This window comes from Mesorhizobium sp. FG116, from assembly GCF_057809835.1.
This window is the reverse complement of sequence record NZ_JBMDKS010000020.1, coordinates 33,695-58,994: the sequence shown is the minus strand read 5'-3', so window position 1 is coordinate 58,994 and position 25,300 is coordinate 33,695. Positions and strand designations below refer to the sequence as shown.

Below are 25,300 nucleotides of genomic sequence, written 5' to 3'. Positions count from 1 at the left end.
TCAGCCCCTCACCACGATGCCGAGATAGCGTTCAAGCCGGTCGACGAAGGCTTCGCGCGCCTTGGCCGCCGGCCACGGCTTCGCGAGGTTGCCGACGATGCGCGGCGCGGGCCTGTTGGCGGCTGGAAGATGCGGCGCGGCCTTGGGACCGAACAGCGCCAGCCCTTCGGCGCGCAGCATGCGATCGTCCATGTCCTTCACCTGGCGGGCATAGATCGGCATCAGGTCGAGTTCCGGCAGGTTGGCGGCCTTCCAGATGGCGAGGTCGAGCGCGTGCTTCTGCGCTTTGACTGCCCTACGGATCGCCTCGCCGATAAAGTGCTTGAGGCCCGCAGTTGCATCGTCCCTGCCGGCGAACTGGACGGCCTGCCAGATGACAGCCTCGACGGATGGGCGCGGCCAGTCGCCGAAGCGGTATTCATGCCCGTCATGCAGGAGGAAATAGCCGGCGAGGATCTTGTCGCCGGTCTCATGGTCGAGCGCGTCGGCCCCTATGACGCTGTGCTGGGCGACCGAATAAGCCGGGCCGGTGCAGATGGCGTTGAAGCGGGCGATTTTGCTCAATGTGTCCGCCATGTCGGCGAAGTCGATATCGGTGGGAACGGGGTTGAGCAGGTCCATGACCGTGCCGTCCGGGTTGAACGACGGAACGACCTTTACCGTCTTCGGCATGCTGACTGCGTTCACTGCATCACCTTCGGAAAGCCCTCGGCCACCTTGGCGACGACGGTGTTCTTGGACGGCGTGAACATGGCCGAACGGTCGAGATAGCGGCGCAGCAGGTCGAGGCAGCGTTCGCGCTGGCTGGCCCATGGGTCGATGGTCAGCGCGGCGCGGGCCTGGCAGTAGAGGCTCCAGCGGATCAGCGTGTCCTGCGTTTCCTCGATGCCACGCGGCAGGGGCGGGCGGTTCGGGATCGCCTCGCGCGCCTTCTGGATCACGTCTTCCAGCGTGTCGGCGCGGGTCGCGACCTGGCGCACGCTGAGTTCAAGCGCCAGATCATGCGCCCGCTGGTAGTGCAGGTTGATTTCCGCCGGCGTGAACTGCGCCGCGACCAGCGCCTTCCAGGTGTTGGCGCCCTCGCGCATGGCTTCGGCCATTTCGAGGCAGCGCGGATGAACGTCTGCGCCGGCTTCCGGATGGATCGCCCGCATCTGGCGGGACGAACGGTGGTAGGGCTCCGAGTGGGTCATTTGGCAAAGGCCTCCATTGCCTTGTCGCAGTCAGAAAGGAGGGATCGAAGGTTGGCGAAGGCCTCGCGCCAGCGCTTGCCGACCGTGCTGTCCACGGTCGGCGCTTCATTCGGGTGCGCTTCGTTGTAGCCGTCGCCGGCAGCGACCGTTTCGCGAATGGCCTCGACCAGTTCGGAGATGTCGGGAAGTTCGGGGGCTTCGTCGGCTGCGATGACGCTGGCAGCCTGTTCAATCCAGCGATTGATGTTCGCGATGGTCCTTCGAAGATCGTCGTCCGAAAACCTGTCGCGCCAATCGCTCCAGTCGCGTTGAACACCTGGCATTGTGTCGTAGCCAAGCGCTTCGAGCTCCGCGATCAATTCCTGCCGTTCGGTCAATGGTTCGCAAGGGCCACCCATCACAGCGCCCCCGTGAACGCGGCGACGGCGAAGAGGGCCGAGACGATTGCGAGCAGGGATAGAAGCGCCTGTGTCAGGCCATAGCTCTCGTCATGGGTGCTGTGGCACTGGCGCTTGCGCTCTCCTTCGAAAGAGCCAAGATGAACCGGCACCATCGGGGGTTGAAAATGAGACGATTTGTTTTGACGGCGGCGCTCGTAGCGGCTTTCGCCGGCGGGAGCCTGGCAAGTGATGCGCGGGATACCGTCGCCCGCAAGTACGGAGAGGCCATGGCTATCGCCGAGCTTTGCCCGACCCTTGCTTTCAACAATGGCCGCGCCACCGTCTATCTCGCTGCGGCGAAGATTTCCTTCGACGACACGTTCAAATCCGTCGCCACAGTCAGCCACAACCGGACGCTGACTGACCTTTACGGGAAAAGCACGGATGACGTTTGTCTCGTTGGCGAGGCGCTCTACGGGCCTGAAGGCACGAATGGGCCGAGGCTGCTGGAAAGAAAGTGACACGGGAAAGCTCCATCGGCTGATGCGATGGTTGCGGAAGGTAAGTTATACCTACCTACTATGTCAAGCGTGATTATGTAGGTAAAACTTACGATAGGTCCGATGCTGCAAAATTTCCGCTCACAAAGTGCGAATCATTTGTGCTTGTTTTGTTCTCGTTAACGAGTCATGGTCTGTCAGGAATTGCAGTGCCTTGGGGGTTTTGATGCTCACCTACTTTGTTGTGCAGTCCTTCGACCGGACACGCCTTGGTTTTCTGTCGCCAGACGCGCCGGTCCAGGCGACTGATAGGGATCATGCGCTTCGCCTGGCTGGTCGCCTCGCCGGTATCAAGACCGGTGTTATGGCATTCAGCCGGACCGGCAATCCTGCGACCGGTGAATATGAGGATGCTGTGGTGATTGCCAGCCACGGCGAGGTGCCGGCGCTTGAAGCGGAACTGTTGATCGCCTGTTAGCGGGCGTTGTACTTGCCTACCACGCGGTGGCAGACCGGCCAATCGATCCGGCTTTCGGAGAACTCCAGCGCCGGCCGGTACTGTTCAAGTTTCCATTGATTGTCGTTTATGCCCGTCAGGCGCTTGATGATGGCCAGTTCCTCGCCGCGTTCCTTGGGCGGGGTGTGATAGAGCACAACGTCGGTGTCGCGAGACGGCGGCAAATGCGGGTTTACAAGGGCTGTGTCGCCTTCCCGGTAGGCCGGCACCATCGAATCTCCCTTGACCAGGATGCCGTAGCCGCCCTTGACGTTTTGAAGGACGGCCGGCCGCTTGACGTGGTCGATGGGATCGAAGTTGACGATCATGTGACCGTCGCCGCCCATGGCTGCCGCATAGACAGGCATGTCCTTCAACCCGACAAGATCCTTTCCCGGTATGATGCGAGGCTTTGCGCCTTCCTGGTAGGACTTCACCTGGACAGCGAGGGGAGGATATCCCTTGCGCTCGATCAGCCAATCCACCGACGTATTGAGCAGGCCGGCCAATTCGCTGACCCTCGTGATGTCGGGCTTGGTGGTGTTGCTTTCCCATTGCGTGACTGACACGCGCGAAATCTCGAAATGCCGTGCGACATCGTTCTGCGTCAGCTTCGCAGCTTCGCGGGCATATTTGATCCGTTCGCCAAGGGTGTCGATGCTGTCAACGGCCATGCCGCCATTGTAATTGCCGCTTACTTTTTTCGCACCTACCTTGGGGCTTGACAATGTAGGTAGGTATAACTTACCAATATCGACCATGATCGACCTCGTTCAAAAAGGTGCGGAGCTTGCGGGCGGCTTGGGAAAGCTGGCCGATGGCTTGGGCATCAAGCATCAGGCCTTCTATTCGTGGAAGAAGGTGCCGGCTGAACGTGTGCTGGATTTCGAGCGGCTGACAGGCGTCTCCCGACACGACATTCGCCCCGATCTGTATCCGCGGGAGGCTGCCGAATGACCAGCCTTCGCGTTCCGTTTCAGCAGGGTGGAGCAGAGGCAGCTCGCTTGGCTCATAACCAAGAGGTCGCGGGTTCGAGTCCCGCTCCTGCAACCAGTTTCGCCAGCAGCCGAAGGCAATTGCTTCATACGCCTGAGGATCAAAAACGAGGGATACGCCTGCTGGCGAATGCAATTCCCCCCGAGAGAGAGGGCGGTCCGGTACGGCTCGCAAGGCCCCCGGTACCCGTTGGGAACGCGGCTTGCCGCGTAGGGCTTCAGGCCGCCGCCCATTGTTTCGGCCTCACGCCAAAGGCTCCGGCCGGGGCGCTTGCCATGGCAAGCGACGCCCGTTCGGGCTTGCGGCGGCAGGCCGGAAATGACCGCAGGGCCGGAAGGGTGCGCCTTTGGGCACCCTTCCGGTGCCAGGGGCCGCCTTGATGATGTGATGTGCGTGCGGGTTTTCATGCCCGCGATCTGACCAGTTCCGAACGCTTCCCGCCACGGGAAAACACGCCGTGATTTCCCGGCGCGGGAAATCTTTTGTCTTGTCGAAAGGGCCTGCGATGCCTGAATTCACCGACCGCTGGTTTTACCGGCTCCGCGCCGCGCAGCGCGACCTAATCGAAGCCTGCGGCACGATCGAACGCGTCACCGAGCTGACCTCGATGTCGAAGAGCCAGGTGGGCCGCTGGCGCAGCCCGACCGACGCCGACCTGATGCAGGTCAACTGCGTGATGATCCTCGAGGAGGATTGCGGCAGGCCGCTGGTCAGCAAGATCATGGCCGATTTCAGCGGTTACACGCTGACCGCACCCGACGAGCGCGAGACTGAGATCGCCTGCCTGTCGACGCAGGTCGCGGATCTTGTCGGGCAGGTGTCCTCGCTCATGGCGCGCACGGCGCAGGCCGGCAGCGACGGCTTTTATTCCGTCAACGAAGTCAACGAGCTGCAGAAAATCAATTCGGTGGTGCGCAGCGTGGCCGACAAGCTCGACGACGTGCTGGCCACGGCCAAGGCTTCGGGTGGCGTCTCGGTACTTCGTTCCGGAAGGGGCGCGGCATGATCAGGGTCTGGACGCCCGAGGAAACGGAGCGGCTGAAGGCGCTTGCCGCCCAAGACCTGTCTGCCACGCAGATCGCCTTCCGGCTCAACGCCGAATTCCGCAGCGCACGCTCCCGCAATTCCATCATCGCCAAGATCGACCGCGGCAAGGGCGGGCTCGGCACGCTTGCCCGGCCTGCGACGCGTAGCGCGTCGGCCAGGTCGAAACCGCTCAACACCAAACCGGCGCGCCCCGCCAAACCCAGCGCCGGCAAGGCCGGAGCCTCTTCGCCGCACACGAATGCTCCGGCCGCCTTTTCTTCTGCCTCACGCGCCGAAGGCGCTCCGGATGGGCGGGCAAACGTGCCCGACGGGCAGTCGCCCTTGCAGGCTTCGCCTGTTGTTGAAAACCTGCCGGCACCGCTCCCGGTCGCTTTCCTCGACGCGCTGTTTGCCGATCGCTGCCTGCACTTCATCGGCGACCCGCTGTCCGAGGATGGCCCGCGCATGCCGGTTTGCGGCGCGGAGCAACCGTTACTGCCACCGCCATTTTCACAGCCAGCATCAGGCGAGGGCGGCATGAGCATCCTCGATTGGCATGTGGGCATGAAGGTGGTGTGCGTAGACGCGGCGGATACCAGCGTGCGCGGTGACGTAGAATTGGTGCTTGACCGCATCTACACGCTTCGCTGGGTCGGATGCAGGTCCGACTGGCTCGGCGACTACCTCGGCGTAAGGCTGGTCGAGGTCGTGCGAAAACCGGCGCTGTTCATTGATGAAGTGCACTTTGCCCTTCATGGCGAAATGCCATTCCGCGCCTCCCGTTTCCGGCCGCTGGTGCAGCGCTCCACCGATATCTCGGTCTTCACCGCCATACTCGATGGCCAGCGCCAGCAGGTGCCGGCATGAACAAGGAAGCCTATTGGCAGTTCCTGGAGGCCAAGGCCGCGCCGACGCCGTCGCTCGGCTTCGAGGTCGATCCGGCCACGGTCAACCCGCTGCTCAAGCCGATGACGCAGGCGATCGTGCCTTGGGCATGCCGCGGCGGCCGGCGCGCGCTGTTCCTGCGCTTCGGCCTGCACAAGACCTCGACCCAGCTCGAAATCCTGCGCCAATGCATGATGCATGCCGGCGGCCACGCGCTGCAGGTGGTGCCGCTCGGCGTGCGCCACGAGTTCTTCCTTGAACAGCAGGAACGGCATCCCGGTCTGGAACTGAAGTTCGTCAACCGGCCGGGACAGATGGAGGAGGCGAACAGGGAAGGTGAGGGCACCAAGCTCATCCACCTGACCAATTACGAGACGTTGCGCGACGGCAAGCTCGACCCTCTTCTGTTCACCGCCGCATCGCTTGACGAGGCCGCCGTGCTGCGCGGCTTCGGCGGCACGAAAACCTTCCGCAACTTCATGGCGACATTCGCCGGCGACGACCGGCAGGGCGGCGTCAAGCACGAGGGCGTGAGATACAGGTTCGTCGCCACCGCCATTCCCGACCCGAACGAATATGTCGAGCTTCTGGCCTATGCCGCATTCCTCGGCGTGATGGACGTGGGCGAGGCGAAGACGCGCTTTTTCAAGCGTGACAGCACCAAGGCCGACAAGCTGACGCTTCACCCGCACAAGGAAGAGGAATTCTGGCTGTGGGTTTCGAGCTGGGCGCTGTTCGTCCAGAAGCCGTCCGACCTCGGCTATTCCGACGATGGCTACGACCTGCCGCCCATCGACGTGCGCTGGCACGAGATCGCTTCCGATCACAGCCAGGCAGGGAGCGAGCGCGACGGGCAGGGCCGCATGTTCGCCAGCGCCGCGCATGGCGTGGTGGAGGCGAGCCGGGAAAAGAAGCGCAGCCTCGATGCCCGCGTCGAAAAGATGATGGAAATCCGCGCCGAGGATCCGGGCGCGCACCGCATCATCTGGCACGATCTCGAAACGGAACGCGCTGCGATCGAAAAGGCGCTGCCGGAAGCCAAGGCCGTCTGGGGCAATCTCGACGACGAGGAGAAGGAAAAGCGCGTCGTCGGCTTCTCGCGGGGCGAGTTCGCCGAGCTTGCCACCAAGCCGGTGATTTCCGGCTCGGGTTGCAATTTCCAGCGCCATTGCCACTGGAACATCTATCTCGGCATCGGCTTCAAGTTCCACGATTTCTTCCAGTCGCTGTTCCGCACCCAGCGCTTCGGCCAGACCGAGCCGGTGCGCGCCGACCTCATCTACACCGAGGCAGAGCGCGAGACGCGGCGCGAGCTTGAGCGCAAATGGCGCGAGTTCGAGGCGCAGGCCGAGAAGATGGCGGCGATCATCCGCCGTTACGGGCTGGCCGAACAGGCGATCGCCGGCGCGTTGAAGCGCTCGCTGGGCGTCGAGCGGCGCGAGGTGCGCGGCGACGGCTTCTTCCTCGTCAACAACGACACCGTGCTGGAAACGGCGGCGCTTGCAGCCGACAGCGTCGACCTGGTCGTCACGTCTCCGCCATTTTCGACGCAGTACGAATACACGCCCTCCTACCACGACATGGGCCATTCGGATAATGACGCGCACTTCTGGGAGCAGATGGATTTCCTGATCCCTGAATTGCTGCGCGTGCTGAAGCCGGGGCGCCGCGCCGTCATCCACGTCAAGGACCGGATCGTGCCGGGTGGCATCAACGGGTTTGGCTTCCAGACCGTATCGGCCTTTTCCGACGAATGCCGCGCGCGCTTCGAGAAACATGGCTTTGCCTTCCTCTCGCGCATCACCATCGGCACCGACGTGGTGCGCGAAAACAACCAGACCTACCGGCTGGGCTGGTCCGAGCAATGCAAGGATGGCACCCGCATGGGCCACGGCATGCCGGAATATTTGCTGGAATTCCGCAAGGCGCAGACGGACCGCAGCCGCGGCTATGCCGACACACCTGTGGTGAAGGAAAAGCCGGATTTCGTCTCCGTCATCGACGGGCGGCCGGTCGCGCCGGGCGACGACGATTTCGATGGAAAGCGCATCCGCCCAGTTGCAGGCACCGGCTATTCGCGCGGCCGCTGGCAACTCGATGCCCACGGAATCTACCGCTCCGACGGCAACCGGCCGCTGTTGCCGGACGAGCTGGCGCGGCTGGTCAGGCTCGACGGCAAGTCGATCTATCGTGGCTGGAAGGAATGGTGCCTGACCCACGTCTACAACCGCGAGACGCATGTTGCGTTCTGCGAGGAACTGGACGAGGCCGGGCGGCTGCCGCCAACCTTCATGATCGCACCGCCGCACATCGAGCACCCGGCGATCCGCACCGACGTGGCGCGCATGCGCACGTTGAACATGCACCAGCAGAAGAAGGGCAAGGAGATGCATCTTTGCCCGCTGCAGTTCGACATCGTGGAAACGGCGATCGAGGATTACACCATGCCGGGCGAAACGGTGTTCGACCCGTTCGGCGGCATCATGACGGTTCCCTATTGTGCGCTGCGCATGGGGCGCAAAGCCGTCGCCTTCGAACTGAGCCCCGACTATTTCGCCGACGGCGTCGCCTATGCCGAGGAAGCCGCGCGCGGCGGCAAGGGGCCGTCGCTGTTCGACCTGCTCGAAGCCGAGATCCTTTCCGACCAGGCCGAGCCTCTGGCGGTGGAGGCGGCGGAATGACGGCCGGTCACTTCAGCCCGGCCGCCTTGCGCAGCGCCTCGTTCATGCGGGTCTGCCAGCCCGCGCCCAGGGCGCGGAAGTGGGCCAGCACTTCGGGATCGAGCCGCACGGACACCTTTTCCTTGTGCGCCTCGGCGAACGGGCGGCCGCGCTTGCGCCGCATCAGGTCGTCGGATGGCTGGGCGTCGGGGTCGGCCAGCGCGGCGGCCGTGATGGCGGCGTCCTCCTCCGGGGTCATATCGGCCTTGTTCTTCAACGCAAGCTTGAGGGCTTCCTCGCGCGTCATCGGCTTGCGGCCGGCGAGCGGGTCGATGGTCAGTCTAACGGTTTTCGACATAGCGGTCGTTCTCCCTGTCGTTGGCCTTGCGCAGCGAAATGACGCGAAGCACGTTGCCGCGCATCGTGTAGGTGAGGTGGTGCAGGCGGCCTTCGATGAAGCCCAAGGCGATCATGCGCACTTCGCCGTAGTTCTTGCGATCATCCTGCCACACCAGAGCGGTTTCGAAAGCGAAGGCGGCGATGGCTTCGAAGGCGACGCGGTGCTTGGCGAGGTTGCCTTCCGCCTTGTCCTGATCCCACTCGAATTCCATGTCCGCCCGTCCCTTTCAATAATTATTGTCTACCCGATAAATACGCGGGACACAAGCATTATTGTCATGACAATAAATAATTGTGCGAGGCCGCTTTGAGCCTCGCCCAGCCTGTCGCCATCGACCCCGCCACAATCGATTTCGAGGCCTTCGCGCTGTTCCTCGAAGCGCGGCGCATCCATCGCCGCAAGTCGGTCAACCGGGTGGCGCGCGAGGCCGAGGTGACGCCGGAAGCGGTCGAGCGCGCCATTCGCGCCCGCAACCCCGGCGAGGCCGAGTTTCTCGCGCTGGCGACGTGGATCGGCGAACAGCCCGACTTCTTCCGCAAGAAGGACTGCCGCTGATGGGCCGGCTTGCGGAATACGACTATCGCGGCCTTGGCAGGCTGTTGCGCGCGCGGCTGGAAAGCGACGGCCGAGGCTGGCGCGTCTGCGCGGCCGAGATCGGCGTCACCGCCGCCGATCTCTCGCGCATCTGCAACGGCCAGCCGGTATCCGCGCCGAAGGTCATCGCCGTCTGCGACTGGATGAAACTGTCGTTCCGAGCCTTCTACGAGGCGCCGGATGTTCATTTTGCCTCACGCGACGAGGTCGCTCCGGCGGGGCGCGCCATCGGGCGCGACGGCCGTTCGGCCTTGCCGCTAGCGGCGGATCAGGCGCGCGAGGCAGAGGAAATGTTTCACGGGAACAGCACTGAAACAGAGGAGGCCACCCATGCCGGGTGAACGGGCAAAACACGTCTATTGGGTTCATCTGGTCAGCCGGCACGGCAACGACAGCGGGGCATTCCGACTGGTGTTCGAATGCGATTGCGCGAGCGTTGAGGCGCTGGGGCAGGAGCTTGCGCAGTATGGCGTGGTGAGCGGCAAGCGCCTGTGGACCACGGATGACGGCCACGGCGGCCGCACCATTCTCGACCGCAAGCCGTTCCTGTTTGGCTCGGCCGGCGTCATCACCATCCAGCCCTATGAGTGGTCGGTGCGGGAGAAGGCGGAATGACGGCCCGAGGCACTGCTTTCCGACCTGGTGGGTTTGGCGTGCCGCTGAAGGGCGTCAATCCCGACCGGTTCCGTACATTGCCGGAAGTCATGCAGGCGGAAGGCATCGCGCTGCTGCGCGAGATGAGGCTGTCGGATAGCCAGGTTCGGCGGCACCTGCATCTGTCGCGGGATGACTTTCAACACCTCACCACGGTCAACTTCGTGCCTTTCCGGCGCGGCGGTGAACTCACGCTGGCGGGTGACCACGAATGAACCTGCTCAACTTCGAACCGAAGCTGGCGCAACTCGACCTGCCGCCGATGATCATCGACAGTTTCGCCGGCGGCGGCGGGGCATCGACCGGCATAGAGATGGCGCTTGGCCGCTCGCCCGATATCGCCATCAACCACAATCCGGCGGCGCTGGCGCTGCATGAGGCCAACCACCCCGAGACGCTGCACATCTCGGAAAACGTCTACAAGGTCGACCCTCTGGATTATCTCGCGGGGCGGCACATCGGGCTGGCGTGGTTTTCGCCCGACTGCAAGCACTTCTCCAAGGCCAAGGGCGGCAAGCCGGTGGAGCGCAACATTCGCGACCTCGCCTGGATCATTCCGGGATGGATCGAGCGTATCCAGAAAAGCGGCGGATCGGTCGACGTGGTCATTCTCGAAAACGTCGAGGAATTCCAGGACTACGGCCCGCTGATCGATACCGAAAAGGGCCTTATGCCCGACCCGGAGAAGAAGGGCGAGACGTTCAAGCGGTGGTGCAAGGCACTGAAACGGCTGGGCGGCAAGCTGGAATGGCGGGAGCTGCGGGCCTGCGACTATGGCGCGCCGACGATCCGCAAGCGGCTGTTCATCGTCATCCGGTTCGACGGCAAGAAGATCGTCTGGCCGAAGCGCACGCACGGCGACCAGAACAAGGCCGAAGATGCGAAGCTGATCGCCAAGGGCAAACTTCTGCCCTACCGCACGGCGGCGGAAATCATCGACTGGGCGCAACCCTGCCCGTCGATCTTCGACACCAAGGAAGAGATTTGGGAGAAATATGGTCTTCGGGCGGTTCGTCCGACTGCCACGGCCACACAAAGCCGGATTGCTCGGGGCGTCGATCGTTATGTGCTTCATGCCAAGCGGCGGCCGTTCCTTGTCGATGTTGCGCATGGCGAGGTCTCGCCATCCGGCGTGAAGCGGTGGGGCAAGGGATTCCGATCCGTTGATGATCCGCTGTCGGTCGTGACCGCCGGCGGCATCAACCATGCTGTGATTTCGCCCTCCATCGTGAAATTCCAGTCCGGGTCGACCGGGCACGCCGTCGATGAGCCGCTGCACACGGTCACAGCCAACAGCTTCAAGAAGAGGCCGGGCGGTGCGGCTCCGCTCGGCGTCGTGGCTCCGGTGCTGTCCTACGCGCAGCAGGGCGGAAACAATCGCAGCGTCGAGGATCCTGTCCACACGATCTGCGCCAGCACGAAGGACCAGAACGTGGTCATCGCGCCGACGCTGATCCAGACTGGCTATGGGGAACGCGAGGGGCAGGCGCCGCGCTCGCTCGACATTGGCGCACCACTCGGCACCGTAGTCGCCGGCGGCGTGAAACACGCGGTAGCTGTCCCGACGCTGGTCGGTTGTGGCGGCAGGGCAGGACAGAGCCGCCCACGCGGCGGCGACGAGCCTGCCGCCACCATCACGGCCAAGGCCGATGTCTGCGTCGCGGCGGCCTTCCTTGCCCAGCACAACAATGACGGAAGACGGGACGGCGGCGTCAATCCTGGCCGGCCTGCCGACGAGCCGCTGTCGACCATTACCGCGACGCCTCAGCAGGGCGTGATCGCGGCCTTCGTCTCGCGCCAGTTCGGCACCTCGACCGGCCACGGCGTGGACGAGCCGACACATACCGCGACGGCCGATGTCAACAAGTCGATGCTGATCGCGCCGCACCTGATGACGATGCGCAATTCCGGCAAGCCGTTCAACGGCGCGGATGAGCCGACGCACACTGTGACGGCGGGCGGCGCTGGCTTGAGCCTCGTCGCGCCGTTCATCAGCAAATACTACGGCGTGGAACAGGAAAGTGGGCTAGACGAACCGCTGCACACGGCGACGTCCAAAGCCAGGTTCGGCCATGTGGAGGGTGAGCTTCAGCCGGAGCCGCTGACGGCCACCCAGATCGCCCGCGCCCACGAGGTCGCCGATTTCATGCGCGCGCATGGCTTCTGGGACGAGCGCGAGTTCGTCGAGGTCGATATCGACGGCGTGACGTTCATCATCGTCGACATCGGCATGCGCATGCTGACCCCGCGCGAGCTGTTCAAGGCGCAGGGCTTTCCGTCCGACTACATTATCGACCTCGACTTCGAGGGCAAGCCGCTGCCGAAGTCGGTGCAGATATCGTGCTGCGGCAATTCCGTGTCACCGCCCGTGGCGGCAGCGATTGTGTTCGCCAACTGCGGTCACCTGGCGCGCTACCAGGAGGCGGCGGAATGAAGATCGTCGCACCACGTTTCACCGCCGAGGATGCCGATCGTGCTTATGAGGAATGGGGCGCGAACTGCGGCCCGGGAGCCATCGCTGCGATCTGCGGCCTGACTCTGGACGAACTTCGTCCGCATATGGGTGACTTCGAGCGCAAGCACTACACCAATCCCACATTGATGTGGGCGGTTCTGGACAGCCTCAAGGCCGACTGGGTGCTGGTCAAGCCGCCGGGACTTTGGCCGGAATATGGTCTTTGCCGGGTGCAATGGCACGGCCCTTGGACAGATCCCTGCGTGCCGCCCCGATGGGCCTATCGCCATACGCATTGGGTTGGCGCGGCGACGCGACCCGATGGCGAGGTCGGCATCTTCGATATCAACGCGATTGGAAACGGCAGCGGGTGGAGCGCGCTTCGCGACTGGCAACGCATCCTGGTCCCGCACATCCTAAAGGAATGCGTTCCGCGCGCCAGCGGCACCTGGCATCTGACCCATGTCGTCGAGGTGCGGCGATGACGTCCATCCTCGACACCTTCATTGAAGAAGCGCGCGGCGTGTCGATCCAGGACGCGGCAGTGCGGCTGGGCCTGAAATTCCGCAAGTCGGGCAAGGAGCATCCGCAGGCATGCCCGGTGTCGGGCGGAACCGATCGCTTTTCCTTCAACACGGACAAGAACAACTGGCACTGCCGCCATTGCAGCGTCGGCGGCAAGGATGCGATCGGCATGGCCGCGCACAATCTCGGCCTCGACTTGAAGGTGCGCTCCGGCTTCCTCGAAGCCTGCTCGGCCGTGTTGGGGCGCGACATACCAGCCGAGGGCGAGCGCGAGAGCGAGGAAGACAAGGTCACGCGCCTGGCGAGGATCGAGGAGCAGCGCCGCAAGAACGCCGAAGCCGAGCAGGAGCGCGCCGCCGCGCAGGCCGATTTTCGCGAGCGGGAACGCAGGAAGGCGCGCGGCATCTATGAGGCTGCGGGACTGCTCACGACGTCCTCCTTGCCGCATGGCAGGGACTATCTGCACAAGCGCGGCGCTGTGGCCCCGCGGTCGCGCTGGCTGCATGTCGCGGCCGATGTGCCTTACTGGCATGGGCAGGACGATCGCGGCGCTCCGCTGGCGCTCTACACCGGCCCGGCGATGATCGCGCCGTTCATCGATCCTGCCGGCGTCATCATCGGCTGTCACATCACATGGATCGACCTTTCCCGCGCGCCAAAATTCCGGCCGTTGCTGTTCGGCCTGACGCAGAAGGGCCTAAAGGAGAAACTGCCCGAGTGGCGCTACGGCGACCCGTCGCCCTGTCGGCAACATATCGAAGCCGAATTCTACGAGGCGCTGCCGACCAAGAAGATGCGCGGCACCAAGAAGGGTGGCGTCACCCCGCTTTGCGGCAGCCCGGCAGCCCGACGCTGGCTTGGCGCGGAAGGCATAGAGAACACGCTCGCCTTCGGGCGTTTCGAAGGTTTCCGCGAGGACACGTTCTATTTCGCCGCCGGCGACCTCGGCAACATGGCAGGCCCCGCCGATCCGAAATCGCGCTTTGCCCATCCCGATCTGACCAAGCCCGACCGGCTCGGCCGCGAGCGGCCGGTGATGGTGGCGGGGCCGGCGCCGCTCTTTCATGACGACAGCGCCGATCCTGACGCGATGGTGGTTCCGGATCATGTCGACGAGCTGGTGCTGCTTGCTGATGGAGATTCCGAGCGGGTGATGACGGCCGCCGCGATGACGCGGGCGCGCGCCCGCCACGCGAGGCCGGGCAGGCTTATACCGGTGGTGTGGCCACGGCAGGGAACGGACTGGGCCGCATTGCTGGCCGGGACAGGGTTTGACGAGGTTGGCGCGTGACGAAGAAGAAATCGGGCGGTGTGCCAGACACGGTCGCCGCCATGCTCGAGGAATCCAACCGGCAGGCCGCGCTCGCCGCTGGCGATGCCCCATCCCCTTTGCCGCAGAAAGACCCGGAGCCGGTTTCCTACCCGGCAGAGGACCTGTCGCCGGAAGAAATTCTCAACGAGTGCGCGCTCGAGCCCGAAACCGACATCGGCAACGGCCGGCGTTTTCTTGCGCGCTACGGAAACCGGGTCATCCACGTCGCCCGCATCGGCTGGCATGGCTATGACGGCCGCCGCTGGAAGGAGGACGAAGACGGTTCGATCGTTCGCCCGCTGGTCCAGAAAACGGCGGAGATGATCTCCGACGAAGCGCGGATGCTGACAGCCACCCAGGATGAGGAGAAGGTGATCGAGGTCGGCCGCGCGGCAAAGATCGAACGCAAGAAGATGGGCCTCCCCAAGAAGGACTGGGACGAGGAGAAACTTGCCCGTTACGTGGCGCTGGAAGAGCAGGTGGAGGATGGCGAGGAAGCCCGCACCATCGTGAACGGGCGCAAATCGGCCCGCCACAAGCATGCCAAGTCGAGTGCCGGAACCTCGAAACTCAACAACGCGATGACCGAGGCGGCTCCCCACGTCGCCAAGATGGTGGGTGACCTCAACAAGGATCTCTATGCCGTAAACTGCCTGACCGGCACCTTGCGCTTCGTGCGCGAGGAAGACGAGGAATCTGATCCAGACGATCCGGTCTATCGCTGGAGCGTCCGCGTCGATCCGCATCGGCCGGCGGACTTCATTTCGAAGCTGGCGCCGTTCGCATGGCTGCCCGACGCCAAGGCGGAAGAGTTCGACAAGTTCCTGAAGCGCGTGCAGCCGGATCATGATATCCGCGCCTTCCTGAAGCGCTTCGTGGGCTACTGCCTGCTCGGCATCACCGTCGAGCAATGTCTCGTGTTCTTCTATGGCGCGGGGCGCAACGGCAAGTCCACCTTCGTCGACCTGTTGTGCGATATCCTCGGCGATTACGCCGTGACGTTGTCCATCGACAGTTTTGCCGGTGACAGCCGCCGCGGCGGCAACGAGGCGACGCCCGACCTTGCCCGCCTGCCTGGTGCGCGTGTCGTCGCGGCTTCCGAGCCGGAGATGGGGGTCAAGCTCAAGGACGCTCTCATCAAGACGCTGACAGGCGGCGAAAAGATACCGGTGCGGCGCCTGCATCAGGATTTCATCGAGGTGCTGCCCCAGTTCAAGATCATCCTCTCGGGCAACCATAAGCCTCGCATCGACGATACGTCGGATGGCATCTGGCGGCGCGTCAACCTGGTGCCGTGGGAAGTCCAGATACCGCGCGAGGAGGTGGATCGCGCCCTGCCGCGCAAGCTGCGCAAGGAAGCCGATGGCGTGTTTGCGTGGATGGTCGAGGGCGCGCTCGACTATCTCAATTATGGCCTTGCTCCTCCCGACAAGGTGCTTCTCGCCACACAGGAATATCGCGAGGAGAGTGATCCGATTGGAGCCTTCATTCGCGGCGCGTGCTCGGTCACAGGGCAGGAGGCGGACAGTTCGACGCCCGGCGATCTCTTCATCGGTTATTCGAACTGGGCAAGCCGCGAAGGCGCAGCCGAGTTCAAGCAGGCGACCTTCGCTCGCAGGTTCCCCGACTACACGCGCATGTCGTGGGAAGGGCCTGACGGCAAGATGCACCAGTTCTGGCGGGCGAAGAGCAGCGTCACCTACTATCGCGGAATTTCGGTGCGTGACGAGTTCATCAAGCCGACCGGCCGCGCTCCCGATCCATCGCCGGAGGATTACGGCCAATGACCCCGACCCTTTTCCAGAAGCATGGCATTGCGCGCCATTGCGCCCCGTCGGGAGGCAACGGCGGGAGGTCAGGGAGGATATTTCCAACGTATTGGCGTTGCCTCCCGCTCAAAGGGTGTGGGAAATCAGATGGTTAGGAGGCTAGGGAGGCTAGGGAGGCTAATTCCCCGGTTCTCATGCGCGCGCGCTTGATAAAGGGGTGTGGGTCTTCGGCAAAGAAAGGGCGATTGAGTTCTCACATATAGGCGCGGCTTTGCCTCCCTTGCCTCCCTCGCCTCCCGTTTTTCCTGTCTTTGTCTTTATTTTCAACGAGTTGGAGGAAATCAAAATGGGAGGATAGGTATTATAAGTGGGAGGCAAGGCTGAAATTTGGGACGATAGGTGGAAAATGAAGACAAAAACGGTTGAAGAGTTGCTGCAATGGGCCTTCGTCCATGAATTGCCGAAGGGCGGTGGTGTGGACGGGCTGGACAATGCCAACTCGGCCTGGCGCATGCTGCAGGCATCGTCATGGGGCAAGATCACGGCCTTTGCCGAACTGATGGCGATGGTGGACGTCGATCGCGGGGGCGGTAATTTTCTGATCGAGCAGGGCGAGCCGCATCCTGATGCGCTGGCCATCGGTCAGGCGGTTTCCGACCTGGCCTTCTGCGACGTGGTCATTCCGCAAGGATGGAACGCGCTGGCCGACTGGCCGGACGATGACGGGCTGGTGATGCCTGCCGTGCAGCGTGCGGTCGAGCGCTACGAGTTGCGGCCGGTCATGCGCCGCCGTGCCGGCATCGTCAGCCTCGTCGTCGGAACGGCCATCCTTGGCCGCGAGCCGATGTGGCTGGCAGAACCGTCGAAGGTGCGCATGATCCAACGAGGGGGAAAGCCTGCGTGGTTCGTCACTAGGCGCATGACGGATGAATTCGGTCGCAAATACGAGATGGAGGTGGATGGCTTCAATGTCCGCTCGCAGCGGCCCGCACGCGGCGCCTATCGCAAATATGAGTTTTCGGACGATCCGACCGGCGATGTACTCTCGCGCCTGGACTGGCAGATATGGGTCGCTGCCCTCGACCTGGTCGGCAGGGCGATTGCGGGCAAGATGGTCGCACACCGCATTGCGCAGTCCGACCGCTCGATGACGCCGTGGCTGCCACAGGATCTTGGTGGGGTCAGCCTCGTTGCGCCAGCACAGGGGCGGGCATCAAAAAAAGTTTCCGAAGCCTGTTGACGTGCGGCAGAAAGTTGACATACACCTTGTCACGGATAAAAAGCTTCCAACCCGCCCGGGCAACCGCGGCGGGTTTTTCATTGGCCGGAAGCCCAACATATCGCGGGGAGGCTGTCATGACTGGCGCTCCTGTAATGGGGGCATTTCGTGTTTGATGCCGACGCCAGCGATTTCGTCCATCTGAGCCGGGCGATTGCCCGCTTGCCGGAGGATATCAAGGTCAAGGCCATGGCTCGGGCCTTGCGGCGTGTGACCGATACGGCCCGGTCGAGGCTGATCAAGCGGCAGGCGCCACGCATCAAGCTGCCGGCCGGCGTCATTCGAAAGCTGACCACCGCGCATTTCAATGCCGGCGGCAACACGCAGGAGATCATCGTCCGATCGGGCTGGCTGCCGCTCTACAAGTTGGGGGCGACGCAGACAGGCAAGGGCGTCAATGTCAGGCTGCGCGGCTCTTATCGCCACGCATTTCTGGCCACCATGTCGAGCGGCCACCGTGGTGTGTTCCTTCGGCAGGGTATGGCGCGCACGCCGATCCGCGAGCTGTTCGGTCCGAACCCTGCTCACGACATCACGAACCACGAGGAGGTCTACCTGCCTCTCGTTGCCGAAGTCGTTCAGGACGTGCTGCTGCCTCGGTTCATCCACGAACTGGAGCGCATCCTCCCCAAATGAGACGGTGCAGGGGCACCCCCCGGTCTAGGGACCGTACAATGGAATTGCCCTCCTGCGGGCCGGGGCGACCCCGGGTTTCCGCTAGTCGCACCGCCGAAAAAGTTGGGTTGTCAGGGTTGTCAGCGGCATAACGGAAGTTGTCAGGATGCCGTCTGAAGAAACCGTGATGGCTACGCCAGCGGAAGTGGCTGCGCGCGACGGGGTTACCAAGCAGGCGGTGACGAAACTCGTGCGGCGTCTGGTCGATGACCATGATTTGCCGGTCGAGCGTGACGCGAGGGATCGCATCATCCGGTTTTCGCTGGCGCATTACGACCACTATCGCGGCGAGTTCGCCAGTTCCGAGAAGGTGGCGGCCGCTCGCAAGGAGGCCCCAGCGGCCCAGCCCGCTAATTCCAGCACCTCGCGAGACGAGGCGCTTCGGCAGGAAGCCTGGCTGAAAGTCGGGCGGGAAAAGATCAGGCGGCAAGAGCAGATCGGCCAGCTGGTGCGGGCCGATCGCATGCGCGACGCGCTTACGGTGTGCGGGCGGGAAATCCAGTCGAGCATCGCCCGCCTGCAGAACAAGGCAGACGACATGGCGCTGGCTGTTTCGCGTGAGGGCTCGCACGGGTTGCGCGTGCTTTTGCGGCAGATCGCGTTCGACCTGAACACGGAAATAGCGGACAGCCTTGGCGCCATCATCGAGAAGGCCGCCGAGCATGATGACGCGCTCGAGGATGAGGATCTTTGAGCATCCATGTCGGACCGGGCCATCCCGGAGCGCTGCGCCTCGCCGCAATGGCCCTTGCCGAGGCGATCAGGCCGCGTCCGCCGGCGCGCTTTCGCGACTGGCTGCCGAAGAACATCGTCCTGGTCGACGGGCTTAAGAAGGGAGAGTTGTGGGCGCTGGAAGATGCGCCCTATCTGGGGGACATAGCCGACTGCCTGAGTGTCGAACACTCCTGCAACCTGGTGACGGTGCGCAAATCGCAGCAGACCGGTGTCTCAATCCTCGCCCTTGCCTGGGCGCTCTACATCGCGGACACCGCGCCGGACAACACGATCTATGGCCTGCCATCGATCGACTTCCTGCAGGACATGAACAGCCAAAAGCTGCAGCCTCTCATCGAGGCATGGCAGACAGAAACCGGCAAGAAGATCATCTTCCCGGCAGTCTCCCGTTCCGGTGCAGGGTCAACGATCTACGAGAAGCGCTTTGCCGGCGGCTCGCTGATGCTGGCGAACGCCAATGTAGCGACTGACCTGTCCGGCAAGACGACGCGGTACGGCGTGAAGGACGAAGTCTCCAAGTGGCAGACCCATGTCAACGGCGACGATCCGGAAACTCTGTTCTTCGGCCGTTTCACGGCATTTCGCAGAACGAAGTCGTTCAAGATATTCGAGCTTTCGACGCCGGAAATCGATACGGGCGACGATCTGGGAGATGCGCCTGGCCACTGCCGCATCGACCGGTCGTTCAAGCGTTCCGACCAGCGCTTCTGGAATATCCAGTGCCCGGAGTGTCACGCGTGGCAAAAGCAGTTCTATGAGAATTTCGTCCTCGACCGGGAGCACCCGCACCGTTCGCGGTACCAGTGCGAGAACTGCAACCACGAAATATCGGAAACCGAGCGGGTAATCGGCGTTCGCAACGGACGCTACATCGCCACGGCGGCCGGCCCGGATCGTCATCCAGGCTTCCATGTCGACGCCTTCGATTCTCTCATGATGAGCTACGAGGCGATCGCCGAGGACGTGCTCAGCCATGTGAAACCGGGCGGCCTTGGCGAAAAGGGCGTTTACAACCTCGTGCTGGGTTTGCCGGCCAAGGTAAAGGGCAACGCGCCCGAATACGAACGGCTGATGGAGCGGCGCGAACCGTTCCCGGAAATGAAGGTTCCGGCCGGCGGCCTGATCCTCGTTGCCGGGGCGGACGTGCAGCATAACGGCATCTGGTCGGTCGTGCTTACCTTTGGCGAGGATCGGCAGAGCTGGGTTCTGGGGGTCCGCTTTTTCGAAGGCGCCACCGACAACATCCTCGAAGGCGCATGGGTCGAACTCGACAGGTTTTTCGCCAAGCCTCTTGAGGATGCGTTCGGAGGCGAACGGCGGATCGAGGCGTTGGCCGTCGACGGCGGTGACGGCGGGCGCACCAACCAGGTGCTCGAATGGTGTCGCCGCCGCCCGAATGCCTACGCCGTCAAGGGCGTTGGCGGCCGCGGCATTCCGGCGATCAGCGTTCCGGCGAAGAAGTCAGTCACCAAGCGGGGCAAGCGCAAGCGCTTCGGCAGCGCCATGCTCTGGCCGGTCGGCAACTGGGGGCTGAAGTCCGAATTGTTCGCCAACCTGCACAAACCGGGGTTGCGTTCCGGTGAACCGGCCGATCCGCCCGGATACGTGCATTTCGGCGAGTTCCTGCCGAAGGAGTATTTCCTTCAGCTCACGGCGGAAGCCTTCGTTGCCGAGGTCGTGCGCGGGAAAATCCATGAAGAATGGAAGGTTCTGCGGCGCGACAATCACTGCCTCGACGCGCATGTCTACGGCATGGCCATGGCCGAACTGCTCGGCCTATCGACGATGAAGGCGGACGACTGGGCAGCGCTACGGGAGCGGTTGGGGTCGAAGCCGGAGCCGGACCTGCTCAACGGCCTGCGTCAGCTTGCAAAGGCACCAGAGGAGGCGCCGAACAAGCCGGTTGAAATCAGCAGCGATGAGGCATCGAAAGCTCGTCGCCAGAAGTGGAAACGTCGGACATGAAGTTGCTGGACCGGATATTCGGGAGGGGCGGTGCGGCAGTGTCACGCCCGTCTCCCAGTGCCGGTTATCTGCGCGACAGCCGTTCGAGGATCCTGTCGACACGTGGCGCGTCGTTGCGCCATCACCGCGAGGATGTTCGCGTCGCCTGGCGCCGGGCGGCCGGGCTTGCGATGGACATCATCCAGAATTCAGGCCGGTTGCGTGGCGCAGTCGACCAGGTGATTGCCGACACCGTCGGCGTCGAGCTGATCCTCAACCCTCTGCCCGACTTGTCGAAGCTTGGTTACGACAAGAAGGAGACTGACGAGTTCGTCAAGCTGCTTAAGGCCGAATGGAAGCACTGGGCTTGGAACCAGCGCGAATGCGATCTACGGGGCAAATTTGTTGTGCCGCAGATGATCGATATCTCGCTGCGCCACGATGTCGTCTACGGCGAAGCGTTGATGCTGATGGACTACATGTCCGCGGGGACGCGCGGGTGCTACGGAATCTCGTCGGCCACCAAGATGTGCCTGACGACGCCGACAAAGCTCGTCCAGGATACGAGCGCTTTCGAAAATCTCTATCAGGGCGTCATCCATGACGAGAATGGCCGACCCGTGGCCTATCGTCTGGCCGAGAAAGAAGACAGCGTCCTCGTCAAACGGGATTATCGCGCCCACGACGCGGCGGGCAGGCAAATGGTCGTCCATGCCTTTGATCCGATCGACAGTGACGATGTTCGCGGCATTTCGAGGCTGGTGGCGGCATTCCGCGAATATCTGCAATGGGAGACGCTGGTCGATGCGACGGTGCAGGCGCAAATCCTGCAGACCGTCTTCGCACAGGTGCTGACCAGCGAGAAATTCTCTGCGGAGGCGTTCGAAGCGCTCGAAGCGCTGGGCGAGGGTCAGGAAAACAAGAAGCTACGCGACGAGTATCGTGACTATTTTCTCAGCACGTTGGACAACGCAGCGGAGAGCGACATTTCAGTCGGCAGCGACCCGAAGATTTCGCACCTGGCGCCGGGCGAAAAGCTTGAATTGATGTCAACCGGCATTCCTGGTCCGCAATTTCTGCCGGTGTCGAACGAACTGCAGCGCGGCATGGCGCGCGCCATCGGTATCAGCCAAGCCAGCTATACGATGAACTACGAGGGCTCGACCTATTCATCGACACGCATGGAAGGGGCATCGCTTCATCCCGTGGTGACACGCCGGCGCGAAAGGATAGCCGCACCACTCTGCCAGCTCGGCTACGAGCATATGGTCGATGAAATGATCGGCACCGGCAGGTTGCCGTTCAAGGGCGGCTACGAGGCGTTTCGGGCCAACCGCGACAAGGTGTTGTGGGCGACATGGCAAGGTCCGGCCAAGGCCACCGCCGACGACCAGAAGAGCGCCAAGGCTGCCAGTGAGCGGCTGCTCAACGGTACATCGACGCTGGACATGGAATGTGCCGAGATCGGCGTGGACGCCGAAGAGGTGTTTGAGCGCCGGCTGTATTGGCACAAGCGCTACACCGACGAAGGCATGCCGTCGCCGTTCGTGCGCAACCCCGGGGCAGGGGCAGAGAAGGATGACGTGATCCCGGCCGACAAGGCGAAAACGAAGGAAAACGCCTGATGGCAAACATGGTGACGATCGACGGCAACTCCGTCGATGCCGAGGATCCATGCGCGCTTTACCAAGCGCTCTATGCGGTCAAGCTGAAACTTCTGGCCGGTGACCGTGTCGAGGAAATTGAAATCCGTTCGCCGGTGAACCAGCGGCGGCTTCGCGTCGCTGCCAGCAACATCGCAGCGTTGGATGACGAACTCATGCGGCTTGCTTCAGCATGTTCGGCGAAGAACGGCCGCCGCGTTCGCTATGCCAAGCGCATCCGGTTTGTCGGTTGCTAGGAACCTGATCATGTACGACCGCATCTGCGCTCACCTGTTTGAGCAGCCATTGCTCTATCATCCGCGCAAGGCCGAGACGTTCGTTCAGGTTTTCGGGCCTCGGTTGACGGGACATGCCGTCACGATCGTCAACGGCGAGGGTGGGGTCGACCATGTCGCGTTTGCAACTGGCCGTCCATCAGCGGGCGTCATTGGCGACCGTCTCGGCCAAGCATACGACAAGGCCGGCGTTTCGCCGCTCTATGTCGTTGACGGCGTGGCGATCATCCCGATCGAAGGAACGCTGGTGCAAAAAGGCGGCTGGATCGGCTCCTATTCCGGAGAGACTTCGTATCAGGGTTTGCAGGTGCAAATTGCCCGGGCAGCTCGTCGCGATGACGTGAAGGGCGTCGCCTTCGAGGTGGACAGCTACGGCGGTCAGGTCAACGGTGGCTTCGAGACCGCGGCAGCGATCCGTCAGCTTTCCAAGGAAAAGCCCACGATCGCGATCCTGACCGATTACGCCTACTCGGCTGGCTATCTCCTCGCCAGTCAGGCTCGCCAAGTGGTGATGCCCGAGTTCGGCGGAACCGGCTCCATCGGCGTGGTGATGATGCATGCCGATTTCAGCGGCGCTCTTGAACAGGAAGGTATCAAGGTCACTCTGATCCATGCCGGCAAGCACAAGGTTGACGGGAATAGATTCCTGCCGTTGCCCGCCGAGTTGCAGGAGCGGTGGCAGGCCGATGTCGAGGCCATGCGGGACCGCTTTGCCGCAGAAGTCGCGGCGGGCCGAAAAGGCAGGCTGACGAAGGCTGGAGCCCTCAAGACCGAGGCCAACGCTTTCGGGGCGTCGGATGCCGAACGGTTGGGCCTGGTCGACGCCATAGGCGACGGAAACGAGGCGTTTGCGACCTTCGTGAAGGAAGTCAACCGGAGACACTGACCATGGCCAAGAGCCTATTGGCTGCCGTCCACGACGCTGTTGTGGGCGCGGCTTCCGAACGTCCCGACCAGGACGAAAACCGCGCCGCGGCGCAATCTCCAACCCAAGAGGAAATGGCAATGTCCAACAGTGACAAGCCAGCCGGTGGCGACAAACCTAATGCCGGCATATCGCAGGCCGAGCATGACGCCGGAGTGAAGGCTGCGGCAGAAGCGGCTCGTGCCGAAGGCGAAGCGGCGGGCGCGAAGGCGGCCACGGATCGGCTCGTCGCAGCGCTTGGCGCCGAAGGCGTCAAGGGCGATGCCGGACGCATGTCGGCCGCGCTCGAACTGGCACAGAAGTCGCCCGGCATGTCCGGCGAGGACGTTGCCGCTTTCGTGGCCGGAAATGTCGCCAGCGCGGGCAAGCAGGAGCCGGCTGCCGACTACGAGCGCCAGAGGCTCGCTGGCATTGCCAAGCCCGGAGCAGTCCAGACCGGTGGCGGCAAAAAGGCGACCATCAACACCAGCGGTATCTACGCCGCTCGTCGCAAGCAGCTTCAGGAGGGCTGATCGATGCTCGATATCAAGACTGAAGGCCCGCGCAACCTGTCTTTCGTGCTGTCGGAAGGCAATGGCCATATCTCGCGCGATGTCGTGACAATCCTTTCCGGGGCCGGAAAGCTCGACCCTGGCACGCTCATTGGCATGGTGACGGCTTCCAAGAAGTATGTCGTGTCGCCGAACGCAGAAGTTGTTGGCAAGGAAGGCGCAGAGGTTGCCAAGGCGGTCCTCGCCTATGGCGTCGATGCGACCAGCGCCGATGTCGAGGCCGTCGTCATCGCGCGCCATGCGGAAGTGAAAAAGCTGATGCTCATCGTCGACGCTTCCGTGAACGACGCGACGAAGCTCGCGGCCAAATACACCCAGCTCGCTGCGGCGGGCATCATCGCCCGCTAAGGAGGGAAAAATGCCTGTAGACATCTGGGATGGTGAAGGCTTCACCATCGAATCTCTGACGGCAGCGATCAACAACGAGCCGTACCGACCGGGGCAGATTTCCGCTTCCGGCATTTTCGAGGAAGAGGGCGTGAACACGACGCGCATCTCGATCGAACAGCGCAACGGCAAACTCTCGCTGGTCGAGCCGAGCAAGCGCGGCGGGCCTGGCGAGACGACCGGCGATGACGATCGCAACCTCGTTCCGTTCGATATCGACCATTTCCAGCGCGACGATTCCGTGCTGGCCGACGAGGTGCAGAACGTCCGCGCCTTCGGGACGGAAGACACACTCGAGGCGCTACAGTCACGCGTCGAGCGCAAGGGCATGCGCCATGCGCAAGACCTGACGATGACGCTGGAGCATCTGCGTGTCGGTGCGATCAAGGGCATCGTCACCTCGAAAAGCGGCAAAACGCTGATCGATCTCTATAATCGCTTCGGCATCGCCGTTCCCACTGCGGTGTCGCTGGAGCTCGATGTCGACACGACCAAGGTCGCGGCACTCTGGCAGGATGTCCTCTATTCGATCGAAGACGATCTGGATGAGCCCTACGATGGGGTCCATGTCTATACAGGACGTGACTTTCACAGGGCGCTGTGGACACACAAGTCAGTGACCGAAACCTTCCTCTATCATGGCGGCGCCACAGTGCTGCGCCAGGACGTGCCCGACACCTTTGAATTTGGCGGTGCGACATGGGAGCGCTATCGGACAGGCGCAAAGGCAACTACCGATCTCGGCGCTCCCTACATCGCAGCCGCCGAGGCTCGCGTCGTCGTGAAAGGGGTGCCGGACCTCTTCATTACGCGCTTCGCGCCGGCTGACTACGAGGAGACGGTCAACACGCTCGGCCTGCCCTTCTACATGAAGCAGGAGCCCAAGCGGTTCGGAAAGGGGCGGGATATCGAGGTTCAGATGAACCCGATCAACCTGTGCACCAAACCCAAGGTGCTGCGCAAGCTGACGCTGACCTGATCGGCGTTCTTCGTTTGCGGCGGGCTTCAATCCGGCCCGCC

31 protein-coding genes and 1 tRNA gene are annotated in these 25,300 nt (G+C 63.0%); 25 read left to right on the top strand and 7 right to left on the bottom strand.

Annotated features, from left to right (window positions below):
* The 4 genes from ACODTY_RS16180 to ACODTY_RS16165 are packed head-to-tail and all read right to left on the bottom strand — an operon-like array spanning nucleotide 1 to nucleotide 1,746.
* The gene (locus ACODTY_RS16180) at nucleotides 1–687 is read right to left on the bottom strand and encodes a hypothetical protein (RefSeq protein WP_488995241.1); all 687 of its coding nucleotides are present in this window, start codon (nucleotides 685–687) and stop codon (nucleotides 1–3) included.
* On the bottom strand, nucleotides 684–1,193 hold the full coding sequence (locus ACODTY_RS16175; RefSeq protein WP_488995240.1) for a hypothetical protein: 510 nt from the start codon (nucleotides 1,191–1,193) through the stop codon (nucleotides 684–686). Before ACODTY_RS16175 ends, ACODTY_RS16180 begins: the two co-directional genes overlap by 4 nt.
* The gene (locus ACODTY_RS16170) at nucleotides 1,190–1,591 is read right to left on the bottom strand and encodes a hypothetical protein (protein WP_488995239.1); all 402 of its coding nucleotides are present in this window, start codon (nucleotides 1,589–1,591) and stop codon (nucleotides 1,190–1,192) included. The genes ACODTY_RS16175 and ACODTY_RS16170 overlap by 4 nt, the downstream gene beginning before the upstream one ends.
* A complete protein-coding gene (locus tag ACODTY_RS16165) occupies nucleotides 1,591–1,746 on the bottom strand; it encodes a hypothetical protein (RefSeq protein WP_488995238.1) in 156 nt (51 codons plus the stop codon). The genes ACODTY_RS16170 and ACODTY_RS16165 overlap by 1 nt, the downstream gene beginning before the upstream one ends.
* Before the next feature lie 12 nt (nucleotides 1,747–1,758).
* Between ACODTY_RS16165 and ACODTY_RS16160 the strand changes: the two genes are divergently transcribed.
* Nucleotides 1,759–2,094, top strand: coding sequence for a hypothetical protein (locus ACODTY_RS16160; protein WP_488995237.1), 336 nt, complete (start codon nucleotides 1,759–1,761; stop codon nucleotides 2,092–2,094).
* A 205-nt stretch (nucleotides 2,095–2,299) separates the two neighbouring features.
* Nucleotides 2,300–2,551, top strand: a complete 252-nt coding sequence (locus ACODTY_RS16155; RefSeq protein ID WP_488995236.1) for a hypothetical protein — start codon at nucleotides 2,300–2,302, stop codon at nucleotides 2,549–2,551.
* Here the strand turns inward: ACODTY_RS16155 and ACODTY_RS16150 are convergent.
* On the bottom strand, nucleotides 2,548–3,243 hold the full coding sequence (locus tag ACODTY_RS16150; RefSeq protein WP_488995235.1) for an XRE family transcriptional regulator: 696 nt from the start codon (nucleotides 3,241–3,243) through the stop codon (nucleotides 2,548–2,550). The two genes, ACODTY_RS16155 and ACODTY_RS16150, sit on opposite strands and share 4 nt — an antisense overlap.
* 85 nt (nucleotides 3,244–3,328) lie before the next feature.
* Between ACODTY_RS16150 and ACODTY_RS16145 the strand changes: the two genes are divergently transcribed.
* From ACODTY_RS16145 to ACODTY_RS16125, 5 genes are all read left to right on the top strand, one after another.
* Entirely contained in the window at nucleotides 3,329–3,526 is a 198-nt protein-coding gene (locus ACODTY_RS16145; RefSeq protein WP_488995234.1) for a transcriptional regulator, read from the top strand.
* Between the two features lie 21 nt (nucleotides 3,527–3,547).
* Nucleotides 3,548–3,622, top strand: a tRNA-Met gene (locus ACODTY_RS16140).
* 448 nt (nucleotides 3,623–4,070) lie between these two features.
* Nucleotides 4,071–4,571, top strand: coding sequence for a hypothetical protein (locus ACODTY_RS16135; RefSeq protein ID WP_488995233.1), 501 nt, complete (start codon nucleotides 4,071–4,073; stop codon nucleotides 4,569–4,571).
* A complete protein-coding gene (locus ACODTY_RS16130; RefSeq protein ID WP_488995232.1) occupies nucleotides 4,568–5,458 on the top strand; it encodes a GcrA family cell cycle regulator in 891 nt (296 codons plus the stop codon). Before ACODTY_RS16135 ends, ACODTY_RS16130 begins: the two co-directional genes overlap by 4 nt.
* Nucleotides 5,455–8,157, top strand: coding sequence for a DNA methyltransferase (locus tag ACODTY_RS16125; protein WP_488995231.1), 2,703 nt, complete (start codon nucleotides 5,455–5,457; stop codon nucleotides 8,155–8,157). Before ACODTY_RS16130 ends, ACODTY_RS16125 begins: the two co-directional genes overlap by 4 nt.
* A gap of 7 nt (nucleotides 8,158–8,164) precedes the next feature.
* On the opposite strand, the gene ACODTY_RS16120 is transcribed toward ACODTY_RS16125, so the two are convergent.
* Entirely contained in the window at nucleotides 8,165–8,494 is a 330-nt protein-coding gene (locus ACODTY_RS16120) for a BrnA antitoxin family protein (RefSeq protein WP_488995230.1), read from the bottom strand.
* Nucleotides 8,478–8,747: a BrnT family toxin gene (locus ACODTY_RS16115; RefSeq protein ID WP_488995229.1), complete on the bottom strand. Its 270-nt coding sequence runs from the start codon at nucleotides 8,745–8,747 to the stop codon at nucleotides 8,478–8,480. Before ACODTY_RS16115 ends, ACODTY_RS16120 begins: the two co-directional genes overlap by 17 nt.
* A 95-nt stretch (nucleotides 8,748–8,842) precedes the next feature.
* On the opposite strand from ACODTY_RS16115, the gene ACODTY_RS16110 reads away from it, so the two are divergent.
* The 18 genes from ACODTY_RS16110 (at nucleotide 8,843) to ACODTY_RS16025 (ending at nucleotide 25,259) form a co-directional block, all read left to right on the top strand.
* The gene (locus ACODTY_RS16110; protein ID WP_488995228.1) at nucleotides 8,843–9,091 is read left to right on the top strand and encodes a hypothetical protein; all 249 of its coding nucleotides are present in this window, start codon (nucleotides 8,843–8,845) and stop codon (nucleotides 9,089–9,091) included.
* The gene (locus ACODTY_RS16105; RefSeq protein ID WP_488995227.1) at nucleotides 9,091–9,471 is read left to right on the top strand and encodes a hypothetical protein; all 381 of its coding nucleotides are present in this window, start codon (nucleotides 9,091–9,093) and stop codon (nucleotides 9,469–9,471) included. The genes ACODTY_RS16110 and ACODTY_RS16105 overlap by 1 nt, the downstream gene beginning before the upstream one ends.
* Nucleotides 9,461–9,745, top strand: coding sequence for a hypothetical protein (locus tag ACODTY_RS16100; RefSeq protein WP_488995226.1), 285 nt, complete (start codon nucleotides 9,461–9,463; stop codon nucleotides 9,743–9,745). The genes ACODTY_RS16105 and ACODTY_RS16100 overlap by 11 nt, the downstream gene beginning before the upstream one ends.
* Nucleotides 9,746–9,783: 38 nt before the next feature.
* Nucleotides 9,784–9,999, top strand: a complete 216-nt coding sequence (locus tag ACODTY_RS16095) for a hypothetical protein (RefSeq protein WP_488995225.1) — start codon at nucleotides 9,784–9,786, stop codon at nucleotides 9,997–9,999.
* Nucleotides 9,996–12,218 carry a DNA cytosine methyltransferase gene (locus ACODTY_RS16090; RefSeq protein WP_488995224.1) on the top strand — a complete coding sequence of 741 codons (2,223 nt, stop codon included), beginning with the start codon at nucleotides 9,996–9,998 and terminating at the stop codon, nucleotides 12,216–12,218. Before ACODTY_RS16095 ends, ACODTY_RS16090 begins: the two co-directional genes overlap by 4 nt.
* Nucleotides 12,215–12,724: a hypothetical protein gene (locus ACODTY_RS16085; protein ID WP_488995223.1), complete on the top strand. Its 510-nt coding sequence runs from the start codon at nucleotides 12,215–12,217 to the stop codon at nucleotides 12,722–12,724. The genes ACODTY_RS16090 and ACODTY_RS16085 overlap by 4 nt, the downstream gene beginning before the upstream one ends.
* Nucleotides 12,721–14,055, top strand: a complete 1,335-nt coding sequence (locus tag ACODTY_RS16080) for a DUF7146 domain-containing protein (RefSeq protein ID WP_488995222.1) — start codon at nucleotides 12,721–12,723, stop codon at nucleotides 14,053–14,055. Before ACODTY_RS16085 ends, ACODTY_RS16080 begins: the two co-directional genes overlap by 4 nt.
* Nucleotides 14,052–15,863, top strand: a complete 1,812-nt coding sequence (locus ACODTY_RS16075) for a DNA primase family protein (RefSeq protein WP_488995221.1) — start codon at nucleotides 14,052–14,054, stop codon at nucleotides 15,861–15,863. Before ACODTY_RS16080 ends, ACODTY_RS16075 begins: the two co-directional genes overlap by 4 nt.
* 388 nt (nucleotides 15,864–16,251) lie before the next feature.
* On the top strand, nucleotides 16,252–17,085 hold the full coding sequence (locus ACODTY_RS16070; RefSeq protein ID WP_488995220.1) for a hypothetical protein: 834 nt from the start codon (nucleotides 16,252–16,254) through the stop codon (nucleotides 17,083–17,085).
* A gap of 147 nt (nucleotides 17,086–17,232) precedes the next feature.
* A complete protein-coding gene (locus ACODTY_RS16065) occupies nucleotides 17,233–17,760 on the top strand; it encodes a hypothetical protein (RefSeq protein ID WP_488995219.1) in 528 nt (175 codons plus the stop codon).
* A gap of 166 nt (nucleotides 17,761–17,926) precedes the next feature.
* Complete coding sequence (locus tag ACODTY_RS16060) at nucleotides 17,927–18,493, top strand: hypothetical protein (RefSeq protein ID WP_488995218.1); 567 nt, start codon at nucleotides 17,927–17,929, stop codon at nucleotides 18,491–18,493.
* Complete coding sequence (locus tag ACODTY_RS16055; RefSeq protein WP_488995217.1) at nucleotides 18,490–20,499, top strand: terminase gpA endonuclease subunit; 2,010 nt, start codon at nucleotides 18,490–18,492, stop codon at nucleotides 20,497–20,499. Before ACODTY_RS16060 ends, ACODTY_RS16055 begins: the two co-directional genes overlap by 4 nt.
* Nucleotides 20,496–22,103: a phage portal protein gene (locus ACODTY_RS16050; RefSeq protein ID WP_488995216.1), complete on the top strand. Its 1,608-nt coding sequence runs from the start codon at nucleotides 20,496–20,498 to the stop codon at nucleotides 22,101–22,103. The genes ACODTY_RS16055 and ACODTY_RS16050 overlap by 4 nt, the downstream gene beginning before the upstream one ends.
* Nucleotides 22,103–22,378 (top strand): hypothetical protein, encoded by a 276-nt coding sequence (locus tag ACODTY_RS16045; protein WP_488995215.1) that lies wholly within the window; start codon nucleotides 22,103–22,105, stop codon nucleotides 22,376–22,378. The genes ACODTY_RS16050 and ACODTY_RS16045 overlap by 1 nt, the downstream gene beginning before the upstream one ends.
* 10 nt (nucleotides 22,379–22,388) lie before the next feature.
* Nucleotides 22,389–23,303, top strand: coding sequence for a S49 family peptidase (locus tag ACODTY_RS16040; protein ID WP_488995214.1), 915 nt, complete (start codon nucleotides 22,389–22,391; stop codon nucleotides 23,301–23,303).
* Nucleotides 23,304–23,305: 2 nt separating this feature from the next.
* Nucleotides 23,306–23,854 carry a hypothetical protein gene (locus tag ACODTY_RS16035; protein ID WP_488995213.1) on the top strand — a complete coding sequence of 183 codons (549 nt, stop codon included), beginning with the start codon at nucleotides 23,306–23,308 and terminating at the stop codon, nucleotides 23,852–23,854.
* A gap of 3 nt (nucleotides 23,855–23,857) precedes the next feature.
* Nucleotides 23,858–24,241: a head decoration protein gene (locus ACODTY_RS16030; protein ID WP_488995212.1), complete on the top strand. Its 384-nt coding sequence runs from the start codon at nucleotides 23,858–23,860 to the stop codon at nucleotides 24,239–24,241.
* A 10-nt stretch (nucleotides 24,242–24,251) separates the two neighbouring features.
* Entirely contained in the window at nucleotides 24,252–25,259 is a 1,008-nt protein-coding gene (locus ACODTY_RS16025) for a major capsid protein (protein WP_488995211.1), read from the top strand.
* Nucleotides 25,260–25,300: the final 41 nt, after the last annotated feature.

What these genes read in the sequence shown, in the direction of transcription:
- ACODTY_RS16175 (WP_488995240.1), bottom strand. Translation starts at nt 1,193, where the DNA reads ATGACCCACTCGGAGCCCTACCACCGTTCGTCCCGCCAGATGCGGGCG.
- ACODTY_RS16170 (WP_488995239.1), bottom strand. Translation starts at nt 1,591, where the DNA reads ATGGGTGGCCCTTGCGAACCATTGACCGAACGGCAGGAATTGATCGCG.
- ACODTY_RS16165 (WP_488995238.1), bottom strand. Translation starts at nt 1,746, where the DNA reads ATGGTGCCGGTTCATCTTGGCTCTTTCGAAGGAGAGCGCAAGCGCCAG.
- ACODTY_RS16160 (WP_488995237.1), top strand. Translation starts at nt 1,759, where the DNA reads ATGAGACGATTTGTTTTGACGGCGGCGCTCGTAGCGGCTTTCGCCGGC.
- ACODTY_RS16155 (WP_488995236.1), top strand. Translation starts at nt 2,300, where the DNA reads ATGCTCACCTACTTTGTTGTGCAGTCCTTCGACCGGACACGCCTTGGT.
- ACODTY_RS16150 (WP_488995235.1), bottom strand. Translation starts at nt 3,243, where the DNA reads ATGGCCGTTGACAGCATCGACACCCTTGGCGAACGGATCAAATATGCC.
- ACODTY_RS16145 (WP_488995234.1), top strand. Translation starts at nt 3,329, where the DNA reads ATGATCGACCTCGTTCAAAAAGGTGCGGAGCTTGCGGGCGGCTTGGGA.
- ACODTY_RS16135 (WP_488995233.1), top strand. Translation starts at nt 4,071, where the DNA reads ATGCCTGAATTCACCGACCGCTGGTTTTACCGGCTCCGCGCCGCGCAG.
- ACODTY_RS16130 (WP_488995232.1), top strand. Translation starts at nt 4,568, where the DNA reads ATGATCAGGGTCTGGACGCCCGAGGAAACGGAGCGGCTGAAGGCGCTT.
- ACODTY_RS16125 (WP_488995231.1), top strand. Translation starts at nt 5,455, where the DNA reads ATGAACAAGGAAGCCTATTGGCAGTTCCTGGAGGCCAAGGCCGCGCCG.
- ACODTY_RS16120 (WP_488995230.1), bottom strand. Translation starts at nt 8,494, where the DNA reads ATGTCGAAAACCGTTAGACTGACCATCGACCCGCTCGCCGGCCGCAAG.
- ACODTY_RS16115 (WP_488995229.1), bottom strand. Translation starts at nt 8,747, where the DNA reads ATGGAATTCGAGTGGGATCAGGACAAGGCGGAAGGCAACCTCGCCAAG.
- ACODTY_RS16105 (WP_488995227.1), top strand. Translation starts at nt 9,091, where the DNA reads ATGGGCCGGCTTGCGGAATACGACTATCGCGGCCTTGGCAGGCTGTTG.
- ACODTY_RS16100 (WP_488995226.1), top strand. Translation starts at nt 9,461, where the DNA reads ATGCCGGGTGAACGGGCAAAACACGTCTATTGGGTTCATCTGGTCAGC.
- ACODTY_RS16090 (WP_488995224.1), top strand. Translation starts at nt 9,996, where the DNA reads ATGAACCTGCTCAACTTCGAACCGAAGCTGGCGCAACTCGACCTGCCG.
- ACODTY_RS16085 (WP_488995223.1), top strand. Translation starts at nt 12,215, where the DNA reads ATGAAGATCGTCGCACCACGTTTCACCGCCGAGGATGCCGATCGTGCT.
- ACODTY_RS16080 (WP_488995222.1), top strand. Translation starts at nt 12,721, where the DNA reads ATGACGTCCATCCTCGACACCTTCATTGAAGAAGCGCGCGGCGTGTCG.
- ACODTY_RS16070 (WP_488995220.1), top strand. Translation starts at nt 16,252, where the DNA reads ATGAAGACAAAAACGGTTGAAGAGTTGCTGCAATGGGCCTTCGTCCAT.
- ACODTY_RS16060 (WP_488995218.1), top strand. Translation starts at nt 17,927, where the DNA reads ATGGCTACGCCAGCGGAAGTGGCTGCGCGCGACGGGGTTACCAAGCAG.
- ACODTY_RS16050 (WP_488995216.1), top strand. Translation starts at nt 20,496, where the DNA reads ATGAAGTTGCTGGACCGGATATTCGGGAGGGGCGGTGCGGCAGTGTCA.
- ACODTY_RS16045 (WP_488995215.1), top strand. Translation starts at nt 22,103, where the DNA reads ATGGCAAACATGGTGACGATCGACGGCAACTCCGTCGATGCCGAGGAT.
- ACODTY_RS16040 (WP_488995214.1), top strand. Translation starts at nt 22,389, where the DNA reads ATGTACGACCGCATCTGCGCTCACCTGTTTGAGCAGCCATTGCTCTAT.
- ACODTY_RS16035 (WP_488995213.1), top strand. Translation starts at nt 23,306, where the DNA reads ATGGCCAAGAGCCTATTGGCTGCCGTCCACGACGCTGTTGTGGGCGCG.
- ACODTY_RS16030 (WP_488995212.1), top strand. Translation starts at nt 23,858, where the DNA reads ATGCTCGATATCAAGACTGAAGGCCCGCGCAACCTGTCTTTCGTGCTG.
- ACODTY_RS16025 (WP_488995211.1), top strand. Translation starts at nt 24,252, where the DNA reads ATGCCTGTAGACATCTGGGATGGTGAAGGCTTCACCATCGAATCTCTG.